The 17,351-nt window shown below is 33.9% G+C and carries 13 protein-coding genes and 2 tRNA genes; 10 read left to right on the top strand and 5 right to left on the bottom strand.

Features of this window, described 5'->3' with window-relative positions; translation table 11 throughout:
• Positions 1-193 precede the first annotated feature (193 nt).
• Entirely contained in the window at positions 194-2,632 is a 2,439-nt protein-coding gene (locus tag AB8B52_RS07115) for a helix-turn-helix domain-containing protein (protein ID WP_406026611.1), read from the top strand.
• A 52-nt stretch (positions 2,633-2,684) separates the two neighbouring features.
• On the opposite strand, the gene AB8B52_RS07110 is transcribed toward AB8B52_RS07115, so the two are convergent.
• A complete protein-coding gene (locus AB8B52_RS07110; RefSeq protein ID WP_406026609.1) occupies positions 2,685-3,827 on the bottom strand; it encodes an acyl-CoA dehydrogenase in 1,143 nt (380 codons plus the stop codon).
• 53 nt (positions 3,828-3,880) lie between these two features.
• On the opposite strand from AB8B52_RS07110, the gene AB8B52_RS07105 reads away from it, so the two are divergent.
• The 7 genes from AB8B52_RS07105 (at position 3,881) to AB8B52_RS07075 (ending at position 11,040) form a co-directional block, all read left to right on the top strand.
• Positions 3,881-4,990 carry an anhydro-N-acetylmuramic acid kinase gene (locus AB8B52_RS07105; RefSeq protein WP_406026607.1) on the top strand — a complete coding sequence of 370 codons (1,110 nt, stop codon included), beginning with the start codon at positions 3,881-3,883 and terminating at the stop codon, positions 4,988-4,990.
• 103 nt (positions 4,991-5,093) lie between these two features.
• Entirely contained in the window at positions 5,094-6,320 is a 1,227-nt protein-coding gene (locus AB8B52_RS07100; protein WP_406026613.1) for a Glu/Leu/Phe/Val dehydrogenase dimerization domain-containing protein, read from the top strand.
• 13 nt (positions 6,321-6,333) lie between these two features.
• The gene (gene nhaD / locus AB8B52_RS07095; protein ID WP_406026605.1) at positions 6,334-7,725 is read left to right on the top strand and encodes a sodium:proton antiporter NhaD; all 1,392 of its coding nucleotides are present in this window, start codon (positions 6,334-6,336) and stop codon (positions 7,723-7,725) included.
• A 77-nt stretch (positions 7,726-7,802) separates the two neighbouring features.
• Complete coding sequence (locus tag AB8B52_RS07090; RefSeq protein ID WP_406026603.1) at positions 7,803-8,498, top strand: MotA/TolQ/ExbB proton channel family protein; 696 nt, start codon at positions 7,803-7,805, stop codon at positions 8,496-8,498.
• Position 8,499: 1 nt separating this feature from the next.
• Entirely contained in the window at positions 8,500-8,895 is a 396-nt protein-coding gene (locus AB8B52_RS07085; protein WP_406026601.1) for an ExbD/TolR family protein, read from the top strand.
• Between the two features lie 24 nt (positions 8,896-8,919).
• The gene (locus tag AB8B52_RS07080; RefSeq protein ID WP_406026599.1) at positions 8,920-9,822 is read left to right on the top strand and encodes an energy transducer TonB; all 903 of its coding nucleotides are present in this window, start codon (positions 8,920-8,922) and stop codon (positions 9,820-9,822) included.
• Positions 9,823-11,040, top strand: coding sequence for a bifunctional folylpolyglutamate synthase/dihydrofolate synthase (locus AB8B52_RS07075; protein WP_406026598.1), 1,218 nt, complete (start codon positions 9,823-9,825; stop codon positions 11,038-11,040).
• Here AB8B52_RS07075 and AB8B52_RS07070 read toward each other — a convergent pair.
• A complete protein-coding gene (locus tag AB8B52_RS07070) occupies positions 11,037-12,539 on the bottom strand; it encodes a hypothetical protein (protein WP_406026596.1) in 1,503 nt (500 codons plus the stop codon). The genes AB8B52_RS07075 and AB8B52_RS07070 overlap by 4 nt on opposite strands.
• 185 nt (positions 12,540-12,724) lie before the next feature.
• Here AB8B52_RS07070 and AB8B52_RS07065 point away from each other — a divergent pair.
• Positions 12,725-12,799, top strand: a tRNA-Val gene (locus tag AB8B52_RS07065).
• A 185-nt stretch (positions 12,800-12,984) separates the two neighbouring features.
• Here AB8B52_RS07065 and AB8B52_RS07060 read toward each other — a convergent pair.
• Positions 12,985-13,656, bottom strand: a complete 672-nt coding sequence (locus tag AB8B52_RS07060; RefSeq protein ID WP_406026594.1) for a DUF2461 domain-containing protein — start codon at positions 13,654-13,656, stop codon at positions 12,985-12,987.
• A gap of 108 nt (positions 13,657-13,764) precedes the next feature.
• On the opposite strand from AB8B52_RS07060, the gene AB8B52_RS07055 reads away from it, so the two are divergent.
• Positions 13,765-13,839: transfer RNA gene (locus AB8B52_RS07055), tRNA-Val, on the top strand.
• A 296-nt stretch (positions 13,840-14,135) separates the two neighbouring features.
• Here the strand turns inward: AB8B52_RS07055 and murF are convergent.
• Both murF and gldJ read right to left on the bottom strand, forming a co-directional pair.
• Positions 14,136-15,416 carry a UDP-N-acetylmuramoyl-tripeptide--D-alanyl-D-alanine ligase gene (murF, locus tag AB8B52_RS07050; protein WP_406026592.1) on the bottom strand — a complete coding sequence of 427 codons (1,281 nt, stop codon included), beginning with the start codon at positions 15,414-15,416 and terminating at the stop codon, positions 14,136-14,138.
• A gap of 131 nt (positions 15,417-15,547) precedes the next feature.
• A complete protein-coding gene (gene gldJ / locus AB8B52_RS07045; protein WP_406026590.1) occupies positions 15,548-17,230 on the bottom strand; it encodes a gliding motility lipoprotein GldJ in 1,683 nt (560 codons plus the stop codon).
• Positions 17,231-17,351: the final 121 nt, after the last annotated feature.

Genomic DNA, 17,351 nt, shown 5'->3' with positions numbered 1-17,351 from the left:
GAACAGAGTAGTTAAGCCCGTTTGCGCCGATGGTACTGCTTTACTGTGGAAGAGTAGGTCGCCGCCTTTTTTGTGTCAACAATGGTTGATATTATGAAACCCTTACTAGTAAAGCTAGTAAGGGTTTTTTTGTGCGTAGTTTTATTTAAGTCTACTTTTTATTATCTTCAACACAAGGATTAAGAACTATATTATGAGTGAGAATAGGGAGCTAAGTCTTGCATGGAGTTTTGTTAATAATACCAATAGGAATATATTTTTAACAGGTAAGGCTGGTACTGGAAAAACAACATTTCTGCATAAATTAAAGCAGCAATCAAATAAACGTATGGTAATCGTTGCACCTACAGGGGTCGCAGCGATTAACGCAAAGGGTGTTACGATACATTCGTTCTTTCAACTACCTTTCGGTCCAATACTACCTGATGATGACTTAGGTTCTTCCTCGAATTTCACAAGACGTTTTAGTAAAACTAAAATAGATATTATTAAATCTTTAGATTTACTCATTATTGATGAAATTAGTATGGTTCGGGCTGATTTGCTCGATGGTATTGATAAAACGTTGAGACGCTATAAAAATAGAAATTTGGTTTTTGGTGGTATTCAGTTATTAATGATTGGGGATCTTCAACAACTTTCACCAGTAGTTAAAGATAACGAATGGAGACTGCTGAGTCCTTTTTATAAAAACGCATTTTTCTTTAGTAGTTTGGCTTATCAGGCTTCCAATCCAATAGCAATTGAATTAAAGCATATATATCGTCAAGAAAATCCTGTGTTTATTGATATTCTTAATGAAGTTAGGAATAATAGATTAAGTCAAAAATCTGCTGATGATCTTAATAAACGTTATATACCAGAATTTGCACCAAATAAAGAGGAAGGGTATATTTCTTTAACCACACATAATAATAAAGCAGTTCAAACTAATAATTTAGAACTAGAAAAATTATCAACTCAGTCACGAACCTATAAAGCAATAATCAAAGGTAAATTTCCTGAGCATGCGTTTCCTAATAAAGAAGAATTAAAACTCAAGGTGGGAGCGCAGGTTATGTTTGTAAAGAATGATAGTTCTATTGAAAAGCGATATTTTAACGGTAAAATAGGTAAAGTTATCTTATTGGAAAAGGACGAAATTGTGGTGAGTTGTCCTGATGATGAGTTTAATATTATGGTTAAACCAGAAGTATGGGATAATATAAAATATACTGTTGATGCTAATACAAAGGCAATTTCAGAAGATAATATTGGAAGTTATACACAAATGCCTTTACGTTTGGCATGGTCAATTACCATTCACAAAAGTCAAGGTTTAACATTTGAAAAGGCGATTATAGATGCAGAAGGTGCCTTTGCTCATGGTCAAACTTATGTGGCTTTAAGTCGCTGCAAGTCACTAGAAGGTTTAGTGTTAAAAAGTAAAATTACACCTAGTCAAATTATAAGTGACAGTAATGTCATTGCTTTCAATGAAGAGGCAGAGGAAAATCAACCAAACGATGCTATATTAAAAGAATCTCAACGAAATTTTCAATTAGATTTAATTTCTGAAATTTTCAATTTCTTTAAATTTCTATACCCAGCAAATAGAATTCTTGATATTTATTATAAGAACAGAGGCAGTATAGAAGGTGACATTGAAAAGCCTTTGACTGTTATAAAGGAAACTACAGCAAGTTTCTTAAAAGTAAGTACATCTTTTAATGCTCAACTATTAAGCATTGGAGAATCTACTGATATCCCAGAATCAAATACAGCCATACAAGACAGATTTATTAAAGCTGTGGGTTATTTTAACGAGCAAACGAAGTCATCAATGGTATTGGCATTGAAATCCTTGGCTTTTACAACGGACAATAAGTCAATTGAAAAAGATTTAACCAAGCATTACGATGCCCTAGAAGAGCTGTTAGCTACGAAATTATTGTTTTTTGAAGGTTTAAAGAATGGCTTTAATGTGCAGAATTTTTTGGAATTAAGAGCAAAGTCTGTGTTTTTAGCTAAAGACACACCTAAAAAACAGCGAAAGACGGTTATAGACGGAACAACCAATGTGGAGCTTTTTGAGCTATTAAGAGAACTACGAAATCAAATTGCTAGTCGTGAAGATTTAGTTCATTTTCAAATTTTCACACAAAAGTCTTTATATGCTATGTGTGAATTGTTACCTATTTCAAAGCAAGAGTTAAAAGGTGTGCACGGCATGGGTAAGACGCGGATTGAAAAATACGGAACAGAAATACTTCAAGTAATTAAAACGTATTGTGAAGAAAATGACATTGATGTAAATAATGACGCTCTTGTCTTCGAGGATTCTAAACCGAAAAAGCAAAAAGGGAATACTAAAAAAGTATCTTTAGAATTATTTAAAAACGGAAAATCAATTGATCAAATCGCTCTAGAACGTGAATTAACCGCAAATACAATTTTCGGACATTTAGCAAGTTTCATACCAACTGGTGAAGTTAAAGTTTTGGAATTGATGAGTAAATCACATTATTCAGAATTAAAGAAAATGATTCCTAAAAAGACTTTTGAAACCTTATCAGATTTAAAACACCAGCTAGATGATAAATACTCTTATGGTGAATTGAGGTTAGTAGTTAACGAACTGTCAGTAAAATAAAAAAGCTTCAGAATTAAATTCTGAAGCCTTTTTAATAATGTATCAACTATGGTTATTCTTTTATAAGACCTCTCGAAATTACAATTTTCTGAATTTCTGAAGTGCCTTCATATATCTGTGTAATTTTGGCATCTCGCATTAAACGCTCAACGTGATATTCTTTAACAAAACCATTTCCACCATGTATTTGTACAGCCTCAACCGTATGTTCCATAGCTACTTTACTCGCATATAATTTAGCCATGGCGCTAGACATGTCATAGTTTTGACCATTGTCTTTATCCCAGGCAGCTTTCATTACTAACATTCTGGCTGCTTCAATATCGGTGTACATATCGGCTAATTTAAAAGCAATAGCTTGGTGGTTACATATTTCTGTACCAAAAGCTTTTCGTTCTTTAGAATATTTAAGTGCTAATTCATAGGCGCCAGAAGCTATACCCAGCGCTTGTGCAGCAATACCAATACGACCACCAGAAAGCGTTTTCATTGCAAACCTAAAGCCAAAACCATCTTCGGCAATTCTATTTTCTTTAGGTACTTTTACATCATTAAATTGCAATGTATGCGTATCACTACCTCTAATCCCTAATTTATCTTCTTTTGGTCCAACATCGAAACCAGGCATTCCTTTTTCAAGAATAAAAGCATTAATACCGTGCGACCCTTTGTGTCTATCCGTTTGAGCAATGACTAAAAAGACATCAGCTCTTCCACCGCTAGTGATCCAGTTTTTAGTACCATTTAATAAGTAATGATCACCTTTATCAATAGCAGTAGTTTTCTGAGATGTAGCATCACTACCAGCCTCAGGCTCACTTAAACAAAATGCACCAACATGTTCTCCAGTTGCTAATTTAGTTAAGTATTTTTCTTTTTGCGCTTCATTACCATAAGCTTCAATACCGTAACAAACTAAAGAATTATTCACGGAAACAATCACAGATGCAGAAGCATCAATTTTAGATAATTCTTCCATAATAAGCACATAAGAAATGGCATCCATACCACTTCCTCCATACTTTGGATCTACCATAATTCCCATAAAACCGAGATCTCCCATTTTTCGGACTAATTCAGCCGGAAAAATTTGAGCATTATCACGTTCTATCACACCAGGTAGTAATTCGGTTTGTGCAAAATCTCTGGCTGCATCACGAATCATTAAATGTTCTTCTGTTAAGCTAAAGTCCATACGTTTGTAATTATTGATTTCATAAAAATTTCATGCAAAGATAATTGTTTATTATGGTATTTTCAATAAGTAATATTATTTTTACTTATATGATAAAATCTAATTTTAAGATTCTCGCTTTAATGTCTGGCACTTCTTTAGACGGTATTGATATTATTTATGTTAGTTTTTCTTTTAACGAGTCTTGGTCTTTTGAAATTCATAATTCAGAAACGATAACGTATACTGCTGAATGGAAATCAATTTTAACTAACTTGGTTAACAAATCAATGAAGCAACTAAAAAGTATTGATCTAAATTATTCTGAATTTCTAGCAAGTACAATTTCAAATTTTGTAGTTGACCATAATATCCAAGATATTGATTTTATAGCATCTCATGGCCATACGGCTTTGCATCAACCAGAACTTGGTTTAACCTATCAGATAGGAAATCATCAGATTTTAGCAGATCTTTTAAATCAAAAGGTCATATGTGATTTTAGAGTTCAGGATGTTAAACTTGGTGGTCAAGGAGCACCCTTAGTGCCTATTGGTGACCAATTGCTATTTGGTTCATATCATTATTGTCTCAATTTAGGTGGCTTTGCTAACATTTCTTTCGAAAAAAATAAGGAACGAATTGCATTCGATATTTGTCCCGTTAATATTGTATTGAATCATTATGTATCGCAATTAGATTTAGAGTATGATGATAAAGGGCAGTTGGCTTCAAATGGAACTGTTAATGAAGACTTAGTGGATCAACTCAATGCACTTCATTTTTACCAAGAAAAACCTCCAAAATCTTTGGGATTAGAGTGGGTAGATTTACATATTTTCCCACTAATTGATGCATTTAAACTCACTATTGAAGATGTGCTAAGGTCTTATGTTGAACATGTTGCCATTCAAATTTCAAAAATTACTTCACATGAAAAGCATACTGTATTAGTTACAGGTGGCGGAGTTTATAATGATTTTTTGATGCGTAGAATAGCTTATTTTTCAAAATCTAAAATTGTAATTCCAAATAATCAAATTGTAGAATATAAGGAAGCACTAATTTTCGGATTGTTAGGAGTCTTAAAGTATCGAAACGAGATTAATTGCTTAAAGAGTGTGACAGGTGCGAAACGGGATCATTCTTCTGGAAAAATTTTGGTTCCAAAAATTGAAAATTGATTCATCTGTAACATATATTATGTTAAAAGAAAAGGTTAAGAAGCGTTCGTTAACTTCGATTGTTTTTTATATTTGTTATTAGAATTTAAAGCGATAACAATTGATAAAAGAATTACTTCAGAAATACGAAAACAAGTCTCCTGAAATCGTATTTCATTGGAACGACCCAGAAACAGATGCTGAGGGTTGGACTGTTATAAATTCATTACGTGGCGGAGCTGCTGGTGGTGGAACCCGAATGCGAAAAGGTTTAGATAGAAACGAAGTATTGTCTTTAGCTAAAACAATGGAAGTTAAATTTACAGTTTCTGGTCCTGCAATTGGAGGAGCAAAATCTGGAATAAATTTTGATCCGCAAGATCCGAGAAAAAAAGGAGTTTTAGAACGTTGGTATGCAGCGGTATCTCCATTGTTGAAAAGTTATTACGGAACAGGTGGAGATTTAAATGTTGATGAAATTCATGAAGTGATTCCCATTACCGAAGAGAGTGGTGTTTGGCATCCGCAAGAAGGAGTTTTTGAAGGCCATTTTAAACCTACAATAGCAGATAAAATTAATAGAATTGGTCAGTTAAGACAAGGGGTTATTAAAGTGCTCGAAAACCCAAAATATTCTCCAAATGTGGGTCGTAAATACACGGTTGCTGATATGATTACAGGCTATGGTGTGGCCATTGCTGCAAAACATTTTTATGATATTAATGGAGATTCTGTAAAAGGAAAACGTGTTATTGTTCAGGGTTTTGGCAATGTTGGTGCTGCGGCAGCTTTTTACTTTGCTCAAATGGGAGCAAGAGTGGTCGGAATTATTGATAAGGTTGGTGGATTAATCAATGAAGAAGGTTTTTCATTCCAAGAAATTACGGATTTGTATTTGGCCAAAAATGGAAATACACTAATCGCGGATCATCTTATTCCTTTTAACGAGATCAACGAACGCATTTGGTCTCTAAAAACAGAAGTTTTTGCACCTTGTGCAGCATCAAGACTAGTGATGCAAGGTCAAATAGATCAAATGATTTCTACAGGATTAGAAGTTATTACCTGTGGTGCAAATGTCCCTTTTGCCGATAAAGAAATCTTCTTTGGCTCTATCATGGAATATACGGATCAAAAAGTTAGCTTAATCCCAGATTTTATTTCAAATTGTGGTATGGCTAGGGTTTTTGCCTATTTCATGGAACGCAAAGTACAAATGACTGATGAAGCTATTTTTAAAGATACGTCTAACGTTATTAGAAAAGCTTTAAAAGAAGTACATAAAAATAATGCAACAAAAATAGGCATTAGCGAAACAGCTTTCGAAATTGCCCTTAGACAATTAATATAATATATCCCTTAGTATGGAAACAGTAATAATTCTTGTATTTGTTTTTGGCTATTTGGCCATAACATTAGAGCATAATATTAAAATCGACAAATTAATACCAGCATTGGTAATGATGGCTATAAGCTGGGCATTAATTTCTCTAGGTATAGACGACTTTACCCAATGGTTCGATTCTGCTAAGCATAACTTAATGGATAACTTTGGTATGCTTCCGCATGAAGAAAAAATGCATTTAATGGAAGAAACCCTCTTACATCATCTAGGCAAAACTGCCGAGATTTTAGTGTTTCTTTTAGGTGCAATGACCATTGTTGAAATTATTGATTATTTCGATGGGTTTTCTACCATTCAAAATGCGGTAAATTTTAATAGTAGAAAAAAGTTACTTTGGATGTTTTCCATTTTAGCGTTTATACTTTCAGCTATCATCGATAACCTTACCGCAACGATTGTTTTAATCTCTATTCTTCAGAAAATAGTAAAAGAAAGAGATGTTAGGATTTGGTATGCAGGTTTAATTATCGTTGCTGCTAATGCTGGTGGTGCATGGTCTCCAATTGGTGATGTTACAACCACAATGCTTTGGATTGGCGATAAAGTATCTACAGGTAAATTATTTTCATATTTATTTATCCCTTCATTGATTTGTATGGTACTGCCAACATTCATAGCCTCATTTTTAAAACCATTTCAAGGGACTTTAGAATTACAAGAGGCAGATGGGAAACCAAAAAACAAGTACAGTTCAACCATGTTATTTTTAGGTTTAGGTGCTATTATTTTTGTGCCAATATTTAAAGTGATTACGCATTTACCTCCTTACGTTGGTATGATGTTGTCATTAGGTGTGGTAGCCATTTTTGCCGAAGTATACAGTAATTCAAAATTTGCAATCTCGGAGGTGGGTTCAGAGGAACACGCTTCTAGTGCAAGTCATAGTCCTGTGCATTATTCTTTATCTAAAATTGAACTACCAAGTATTTTATTCTTTTTAGGGATATTAATGGCTGTTGCAGCTTTAGAATCATTAGGTATTCTTTATGGTTTTGCAGGTTCACTTCAAGATAGTATGCCAATGCTAGGTACCGAGTATCATGGCGAAGGTGTTTCGGATTTAGTCGTTTTATTATTAGGTGTTGGTTCTGCGGTAATTGATAATGTGCCTTTAGTTGCAGCCAGTTTAGGCATGTTTTCAGAACCTTTAGATAACGAATTGTGGCATTTTATAGCCTATTCAGCAGGAACAGGAGGAAGTATGTTAATCATAGGTTCTGCAGCAGGAGTTGTAGCTATGGGAATGGAAAAAATAGATTTCTTCTGGTATTTAAAGAAAATATCTTGGCTAGCGTTTGTTGGTTTTATTGCTGGTGCAGCTGCCTTTATGGTGACAAGATCTATTTTTTAGTATTAAAAGTGTAAATATACTTAAGCCAAAATCTTAACGTTATAACATCAAGAACTTAAAAACTCAAATATTTTAGTATGATATCATTAAGTGCTATTCAAGAAACGGCTGAAGTCTTAGCAGAAGGCGAACCGGTTAAAAAAACACTTTCCATTATAGAATTAATAAGCAGCAGTGGAACTGCTGGTATTGCCATTATTGGTATTCTTTTTATACTTTTAGTATTGGCGATCTATATATATTTCGAACGTTTGTTTACCATAAAAGCAGCTTCAAAAGTAGATGCTAATTTTATGAATCAAATCAAAGACCATGTCAGTAATGGTAAAATTGAATCTGCACAAGCGCTTTGTACACAAATAAACACACCTGTTTCAAGATTGATTAGTAAAGGGATTACCAGAATCGGTAAACCACTCGAAGACATCAACGCTGCTATCGAAAATGCTGGTAAGTTAGAAGTTTACGATCTCGAAAAGAACGTCAGTGTTTTAGCAACTATATCTGGTGCAGCACCAATGATTGGTTTCTTAGGAACCGTAATTGGTATGATTATATCTATTTTCGAAATTGCTAATTCTGGGGGCTCTATAGATATTAAAACACTCGCAGACGGTTTATATACAGCGATGACCACAACCGTTGGTGGATTAATAGTTGGGATTATAAGTTACGTAGCTTATAACCATTTAGTCGTAAGAACGAATAAGGTCGTTTACCAAATGGAAGCCAATTCGGTAGAGTTTTTAGACTTACTAAACGAACCTATGTAATATGAATCTTAGAGGAAGAAATAAAATTACACCAGAATTCAATATGTCTTCAATGACTGATATTGTATTTCTGTTATTAATCTTTTTTATGATTGCATCGACTTTAGTATCGGCTGAAGCTATAGATTTATTATTACCAAAATCGTCTAGTAAAACCACCCAAACTAAAAACGTATCGGTAAGCGTGAATAAAAACAGCGAATATTTTGTGAATCTGAAACAGGTTTCAAAAGCCAATTTAGAGGCCGAAGTTTTATCTAAAGTAGGAAATGATGGAAATCAGTCCATAACCATACGTTCAGATCAAGATGTTGAAATGAAACATGTAGTTTTTATAATGGACATTGCCAATAGAAATAAAATTAAATCAACTTTAGCGGTAAAATCATCACAATAAGTCATTTAGGTTTTTACTTAAAAAATGAAATATCTTAACTCTAAACATCAACGAAATTCAGCTAAAATAACAACACTCATTGTGTTGATATTAATGCTGTTATTGTTTGTTGTTGGACCTCAATATATGGATCCACCAGAAGAATATGGTGTTGCAGTAAATTTTGGAACTACAGATATGGGAAGCGGTAACAAACCTCTAAGTGAACCAAAAAAAGCAGTTGAAGATAAAGTGGTAGAGGAAGAAGTTGTAGACGAAGTACAACCGGAAGAAACTGAAGTTACACCAGCTGAAACTGAAGCACCGGCAAAAGCAGAAGATGTTTTAACACAAGAGAATGCCGAAGCTATTGCTATAAAAAAGCAAAAAGAAGCAGAAGCAAAAGCCAATGCAGCCGAAGCGAAAGCTAAAGCAGATGCAAAAGCAGCAGCAGAAAAAATTGAGCGAGAAAAACGTGAAGCTGAAGAAAAGAAACGTGCTGAAGAGGCAGAGAAGAAGAGAAAACTAGACAATTTGATTGGAGGCGTAAAAAATGCTGAAGGGAATACAGATGGAGGCGAGGGGCCAGATAGTCAAGGCGGAAATAAAGGACAGTTAGATGGAGACCCTTATGCTGCTAGTTATTTTGGTGGTTCAGGTCCAGGTAAAGGTGGTGTTGGTTATGGTCTAGGAGGAAGAGGAAGACCATCAAAGCAAATATTTAAACAAGATTGTAACGAGTATGGCCTAGTGGTTGTTAGAATTGAAGTCAATAAACAAGGTAAAGTTGTAAAAGCTGAGCCAGGTATTAGAGGCACAACAAATACAGATCCATGTTTGTTAGAACCAGCTAGAAAAATTGCAATGTCTCATAAATGGCCTGCAGACGCTAATGCACCAACCACTCAAGTTGGTTTTGTAAGTATTAATTTCTCTTTAGGTCAATAAATGAATTATCAAGATACGGTCAATTGGATGTTCCAGCAGCTTCCAATGTATCAAAATAAAGGGACTGCTGCTTTTAAAAAAGATTTAACCAACACCTTAAACTTAGCGGAACATTTAGGTCATCCCGAAAACCAATTTAAGTCCATCCATGTTGGTGGAACTAATGGTAAAGGTTCTACGAGTCACATGTTAGCTTCAATACTTCAAGAAGCAGGTTATAAAGTTGGATTGTACACATCACCTCATTTAAAAGATTTTAGAGAGCGGATTCGTGTTAATGGAACGATGATGAGTAAAGCTGCTGTTATTGGTTTTATTAAACGAAATCAAACTTTTTTAGAAGCGAATCAATTATCATTTTTTGAAATGACTGTCGGTATGGCTTTCGATTATTTTGCAAAAGAAAACGTGGATATTGCTATTATTGAAGTCGGATTAGGCGGACGCTTAGACTCCACGAATATCATTACTCCAGAATTATCTGTAATCACAAATATTGGTTATGACCATATGCAATTTTTAGGTGATACGCTTCAAAAGATATCAGGAGAGAAAGCAGGTATCATAAAGGAGAGTGTTCCAATAGTTATAGGCGAAACTCATCCTGAAACTCAAAACGTTTTTACTCAAAAAGCCATTGATACTAATTCTGAAATTTATTTTGCAGATCAAACCGTCGGTACTACTTTAGAAAGTGATTTAAAAGGATCTTACCAAACCCACAATATAAAGACCGTTATAAAAGCCGTAGAAGTTTTAAACAGCTTAAGTTTTAAGATAACAGATGACCATTTAGAAACAGGTCTTTTAAAAGTGGTTAAAAACACAGGTCTAAAAGGACGATGGCAAATTTTACAAAATGAGCCTAAGATAGTTTGCGATACAGCGCATAATAAAGAAGGACTTCATTATACCATGCAACAATTACAAAGTGAAGTTTTCCAAAAGTTACACATCGTTTTTGGTGTGGTTAATGATAAAGATTTAGAATCTATAATGCCATTGCTGCCTAAAGATGCAGTCTATTATTTTTGTAAACCAGATGTACAACGAGGATTAGATGCTGCAATATTGAAGACCGTCTTTGAAAAAAATCAATTAGTCGGAAGTTCTTACAATAGTGTAAAAGAAGCCTTAATTAGCACAAAATCAAATGCTAATAAAGATGATTTAATTTATGTTGGAGGCAGTACTTTTGTAGTGGCAGAGGTGATTTAATTAGCATATTTATCATAATAATTCCTGTAAAGATTGTCAATACTTACTCTTTGGATTTCTAAATTTTCACTGGTTTCAATATGTTTTTCCGTAATAACTTTCCTGTAAAAGGGAGTGGATTCGTCTGTTCCGTTTATTGTAATTACGGCAGGTTTAGGGCTATTCGCATTTTCAGTAGTAATAACATTATAAATTTCTGAAATAGCAACTTGGTTTTTAAATCGCGAAAATTCTGATTTTATAAAGTAGTCACCAACATAAAATAATAATGAATCCGAAGGATTTAAGTCGATGTAAGTGGTTTCATCTTTTGGTATATAAAGCGATTGATCCTTTCCTTTTACCATCTTAAAAATAATTAAATCTTCGTAAGATTTATTTTCAATTAAAACCTTGGTATTTTCAGATGGTACACTATTATTTGATAGCTTATTAAATGTTTTAGGATATGGATTAGAAAAAGGTGTAAGCTTTGTTTCATTGAAAGCGGTAGTGTCTGATTTGGTTTTTAAGGTTCGCCGTTTTAAGGTGTAATAAAATCTAATGCGATTATCGTAAGTAGTTCTTTTCGTTTTGTTAGAGTTACTGCTGTCTAATGGTTCATTTGTGTTTTCAGTATGAATATAATTTTTATAAAGCGAGAAAATAAAAATTAGAACAGCTATTAGAAGCACTGTAACTAAACCTAAAAGCGCGTAAATTTTAAGTAATGATTTGCTAGATTTCAAAACCTTTACCGACGACTCATTGTAGGCGTCAGTTATGGCGTTTTCTGCATTATTATCAATATACAACTTTGAGGTTACGTCATCAATTTGACTTCTTTTAAAAGCGACTTGAGCTTGAGTAACGAATCTAAATATTGGATCTAGTGCATTGTTATTAAATTTTGATTTCTTATCAATAATAGTATCATAAAGTTTAAGTAACGGCAGTTTAAAGTGTGGTTCATATAAATTAAGAATAGTATAAAAGTGGTAGTACTTTATATAATTAATATGTTCATACGATTGGCCAGCACTTATAGTTTTTAACTCACTATCTGCATAACGAAGTTTTTGTTTTAAGATACTTATGACATCTTTTTTTATGTTTTCACAAAACAGGTAAGGTTGTCCAAGAATATGCAATAGTAATTTAAGTGCATTTGCGGCAATTAATTGGTTAATTAAGGCAGGTAAAATAGGTTGTAAATAAGGTTCTAAAAAATTGCTGAAACCATCGAAATCGTCTTCATTGTGAGTAGTAATAAGTTTTATGTCATGGTTTTTTAATTCACTAATATTTGATAAGAGGAGTTCTTTTAGCCAAATATGCTTTTCAATAGTGATGTGATAAGATCTAAGTTTAGAATCCTCAAGACCATTTAAAATTGAAGTTGTATCCTTTATATTCTCCTTGTTTAGTGTATCAATAACTAATTTTAAGGTGTATGGTGAAAAGTTAGTAAGATCGGCAATAGTAAGCTTTAAATGATCTATATAAGAAAAGTATTTCAAGTATATTTTGTTTGTGCTAATATATTAAAAATGTATAAAAGTGGAAGAATTAAGAGCTTAAGAGTTGAAAGCGAATATGCTAAAAATGTATAGAAAAATTTATTTCATTTTTTCTCAGAAAACCTTTTGAGATTTTAAAAACTAGTCTATATTTGCATCCCGATTACTTTCGGGTCGAATAAATAGGGCGACTAGCTCAGTTGGTTCAGAGCACTTGGTTTACACCCAAGGGGTCAGGGGTTCGAATCCCTTGTCGCCCACATTAAAAGCAATTCCGATTTGAATTTTCAAATCGGAATTTCTGTTTACAAAAAGAACAAGCCAAAGGCTTAAGGTGCTTTTTAGAAACAGAAATTTCAAGATGCATCTACCGCATCGGAATTGATATTGCAGGAGCGGTTTCGTATTAGGGATATGTAATCCCTTTCTATTAAAACAAACAAAATCAATCTACCATCGTAATGGCTTCCACCAAAAAATCATCCAAAGGTTTAAATTTTAAATACGCTTCCTCTACTAAATCTACAAAATTAGCATTTGTTATTTGATCCTCAGTTAAGTTAATCGTTGCTGTAAAACTCTTATGATTTATTAAGTCTATATAGGGATGATTCTTGTTGTAATTTTGAGGTGATGTTACAAGTTTGTCTTCGTATTGGTTTAAGCTGCCATAAAAAGATTTAAAATCGTCATGTGCTAGAATGTTCTCTAAGCGCTCACCATCGTAATCAATAGCAGCTCTTATATTTTCTAGGTAGTCTTTAGAAGGATGATAAATACCACCACCAATAAATGACTCTTCTGGACCAATTGAAATAAAGAATGTTGAGGTATCATATGCCTTTCTTCCAGCAGGTGAGCAGGTGATATGGCTTTTGTAAACAGGTCGGTTAGGATGAAACCTTCGATTGTTATTGATACGACTTAGTGTTTTCTTAGGGTTTACTTTTTCAAATTCAGAGTTGTGTTGAGATAAGCGTTCAAGAATTAATTCAATTTCACTCAGCCAATAGGTTTTCATGGTATGATAACGGTCTCTGTTTTCATCCATCCATGCTTTGGAATTGTTCTGTTTTAAATCTTTGAGAAATTGAAAAATATAAGCTTTGTCGATCATGAACTACGGTATTCTGTTTTTGATAAAATTAGGACATAGCATATAAAATATTGTTAATTATATCTTGAAATTTGCAACAATTAAGATTAACTTTGAATCAGAATAAAAGGGTCATTAACTCAGTTGGTTCAGAGTGTCACGTCGACAACGTGGAAGTCACTGGTTCGAATCCAGTATGACCCACATCAAGCAGAATCCCGATTTGCATTTGCAAATCGGGATTTTTAGTTTCAAATATCACCAAGCCAAAGGCTTAAGGTGATATTTGAAACTAAAAATACCAAGAATCGTGATAACGCTTCGGGATTCTATTTTCAGAAGAGGTTTTCTCTGGATCAACGCAGTTAATCTTATAATGAATCCAAAGGCTTAAGGTGATATTTGAAACTAAAAATACCAAGAATCGTGATAACGATTTGGGATTGTATTTGCAACAAAGAGTTAAATCTGAAGTAACAAAACTCACACTTATTTTTAATCTATAAAAAATCCAAAATTCGTTCTAAAGCCATCCCTCGAGATCCTTTAATTAAAACTGTAGCGTTGTTACGTTGAAGGTTATCTAATTCTGGTGTTAGCGCTTCAAAACTCGGAAATTTATGTGTGGATTGTTTTGTTTTTGTTTTATAGAAATTCTCACCAATTAGGTAAACGTTATTTTCAAAATTAGCCTCTGTAAAGTCTACAATGTTTTGATGTTCCTTTTCCGCTTCCGTTCCCAATTCAAACATATCTCCTAAAAAAAGGTATTTATGCTTCGCATTAAGTTGTTTTAGATTGTTAAGTGCGGCAAGCATACTCGTAGGATTCGCATTATAAGCATCGAGAATAATTTTTGTAGTCCCTTTTTCAATGATTTCAGAACGATTATTATCTGGCTTATAGTTTTCAATAGCGCGTTTTATGTTTGTAGTATTGACTTTAAAATACTTACCAATAGCAACGGCAATTGAAATATTTCCATAGTTGTAGTCACCTATAAGTTGACTTTCAATTTGAGTGTGATCATAATTTATGGTAACAAACGGGTTCGCACTTTCAAATGAGATAACACAGTCATTTTTTGTGTTTGAGCCAAAAGTGCTTTTATGAGTATAATGATCTATTTGGTCGATTTGTGTTTGATCATCGCCATTTACAAAGATCAGCTGATCGTCGTTCTTCAGATAGGTGTATAATTCAGATTTTCCGTTGATGACACCATTAATACTTCCAAAGCCTTCTAAATGAGCTTTACCAAAATTGGTGACCACACCGAAGTTTGGCTTTGCAATTCCTGATAAAAATTCGATTTCTTTTTGATGGTTAGCACCCATTTCTACAATACCAAAATCTAAATTTTCAGAAAAATGTAATAATGTTAATGGAACACCAATATGATTATTGAGATTTCCAACAGTAGCTCCGACCTTGTAAGTGCTACTTAATACAGCATTTATAAGTTCTTTTGTAGTGGTTTTACCGTTACTACCTGTAAGTGAAATAATAGGAATACCAATGGCATCTCTATGATGTGTGGCAAGGTCTTGAAGTGTTGTTAATACATCTGCAACAGAGATACAATTGTCGTTTATTTTAGCATTATCATCATCTATGACACAATATTTAGCTCCACCATCAATTGCTTTTTGAACAAATGTATTACCGTCAAAATTAGCACCTTTAAGTGCAAAATACATGCAATCTTTTTGAAGTTTTCTGGTGTCGGTGCAGATAGAAGTGCAAGCTTTAAATTTTGAATAAATAGCGTCTATGCTCATAGGTTTTAAAACAGCTACATACCAGTTATAACTAATCAGTAGTTTTTTGATATGTAAGTTAGATGGTGTTAAAAATAGAAAAGTCCTGATAAATTTATCAGGACTTTTATAAATATTATTGAACGTTTATTTTAATTACGTCTCTTACCTCCTTTTTCGCTTTTAGAGCCAACACGAGATACTGCACATCTAAAACCGATGTAATCTGTAGCCATGTCTTGTGGAAAGTAACGACGCTGCGCTGGGTCTATCCAATACGCTCTGTCTCTCCAAGATCCACCTTTATAAACTCTAACTTCATCGTTAATTAATGACGTTCTGTTACTAGATTGATCGTATTGTCTTTCTAGCCTACCTTCTGTAGAATCTACCGCAACACTATGTTTTGGTGAGTTATACATTCTACCAGTATCGGCTTTGTTTCCTTCAGTCGTTTCTTCAAAGTTTTCTCTGTAATAACGCGAAGAGCGCTTATCACCATCTCTAAAGTTTCTGTTGTCACTTTGACTGAAATTAGTTCTTAAGTACGTTTCGTCTTCATCCACAGGAATCCTTGCAATTTCACCAGGTAAATCTCTAGCTACAATTTTTCCATTACTTAACGTATCGTAAACAATCTCGTCAGTTGCTACAATTTTAACGGTACCATCTTCGTTGATTGCATTTTTTGTATAGACATTTCCTCTATAGTAGTTGAAATCATTAAATTCATCATCAACAATAGGTCTGTAAACATCGGCAACCCATTCTGCAACATTACCAGCCATATCATATAAACCGTAATCGTTTGGTGCGTACGTTTTTACTTCAGCAGTAATATCAGCTCCATCATCGGACCAACCTGCAATTCCACCGTAATCACCTTTTCCTTGCTTAAAGTTAGCCATTTGATCTCCACGATTCACACGTTTTCCAGATCTAGTATATTGACCATCCCAAGGATATTTTTTACGTCCTCTATACACATTAAAGCTACGTAATTCACTCATACCTAAAGCAGCGTATTCCCACTCTGCTTCTGTTGGTAGTCTATATTTTACAGTAATGGCACCAGATTCTCTATTTGCATAAATGTTAATAGGGTTACCTTCGGCATCCACTTGTTGTCTTCGTTGTCCACCTTCTAATACTTCGGCATTACCACCATAAGTTTCTGTTGGCGCATTGATGTAGGTATCAACGTCAAACGTACTTTCAGCACTTAAATCGGTGTATTGTGCATCTCTTTTAATATAACCAGCTTCTTGTAAAGACAATTCCGCTACTCGGTTAGATCTCCAGTTGGCGTATTCTACGGCCTGTATCCAACTTACACCTACTACAGGATAGTTGGCATAACCAGGATGACGTAAATAGTTTTCGGTCATCATTTCATTATAACCTAAACGGTTTCTCCAAACTAATGTATCTGGAAGCGCACCTTTATAGATTAATGCAAAATCTGGATTATCTGGTGGGTAAACACTTTTCAAATAATCTAAATAATAGAGATAATTGATGTTTGTAATTTCAGTTTCATCCATATAGAATGACTGAATGTGTTGCTGATTTGGAGTGTTGTTCCAATCGTGCATTGGGTCATCTGCGACTTTACCCATTGTAAAAGTTCCACCTTCAATGAACGCAGTTCCTGGAGGTGTTTCTTGTTCTTTAAATTCGGTGTTGTACTGAAAACCACCTTGACGGTCGTTTATCTTCCATCCTGTGGCACTGTCTATATTGCCAGAATTTGAAGAACGGTTGCAGCTAACAATGGACGCACAAAGCGTGATTGCTATTAGAAATTTTAGGTTTGAGACATTTTTCATATCCATACGTTTAAGTAAGCTCGTTTAATTTTAGAGTCGCAATATAACAATTAAAGGTAAACTGACAACTTTTTTTTGCGTCTAAATGCAAAAAAATGTGCATTTCGTCCTTTTTTTTGAACATAAC

It is taken from the genome of Winogradskyella sp. (assembly GCF_045105575.1).
Taxonomy (GTDB): domain Bacteria; phylum Bacteroidota; class Bacteroidia; order Flavobacteriales; family Flavobacteriaceae; genus Winogradskyella.
Note: the sequence above shows the minus strand (reverse complement) of the source record. Positions and strands in the feature narration are given on the sequence as shown.

Excerpts from the sequence above, each read along its gene's own strand:
- AB8B52_RS07115 (WP_406026611.1), top strand. The coding sequence starts at position 194 with ATGAGTGAGAATAGGGAGCTAAGTCTTGCATGGAGTTTTGTTAATAAT.
- AB8B52_RS07110 (WP_406026609.1), bottom strand. The coding sequence starts at position 3,827 with ATGGACTTTAGCTTAACAGAAGAACATTTAATGATTCGTGATGCAGCC.
- AB8B52_RS07105 (WP_406026607.1), top strand. The coding sequence starts at position 3,881 with ATGGTATTTTCAATAAGTAATATTATTTTTACTTATATGATAAAATCT.
- nhaD (WP_406026605.1), top strand. The coding sequence starts at position 6,334 with ATGGAAACAGTAATAATTCTTGTATTTGTTTTTGGCTATTTGGCCATA.
- AB8B52_RS07090 (WP_406026603.1), top strand. The coding sequence starts at position 7,803 with ATGATATCATTAAGTGCTATTCAAGAAACGGCTGAAGTCTTAGCAGAA.
- AB8B52_RS07085 (WP_406026601.1), top strand. The coding sequence starts at position 8,500 with ATGAATCTTAGAGGAAGAAATAAAATTACACCAGAATTCAATATGTCT.
- AB8B52_RS07080 (WP_406026599.1), top strand. The coding sequence starts at position 8,920 with ATGAAATATCTTAACTCTAAACATCAACGAAATTCAGCTAAAATAACA.
- AB8B52_RS07075 (WP_406026598.1), top strand. The coding sequence starts at position 9,823 with ATGAATTATCAAGATACGGTCAATTGGATGTTCCAGCAGCTTCCAATG.
- AB8B52_RS07060 (WP_406026594.1), bottom strand. The coding sequence starts at position 13,656 with ATGATCGACAAAGCTTATATTTTTCAATTTCTCAAAGATTTAAAACAG.
- murF (WP_406026592.1), bottom strand. The coding sequence starts at position 15,416 with ATGAGCATAGACGCTATTTATTCAAAATTTAAAGCTTGCACTTCTATC.
- gldJ (WP_406026590.1), bottom strand. The coding sequence starts at position 17,230 with ATGGATATGAAAAATGTCTCAAACCTAAAATTTCTAATAGCAATCACG.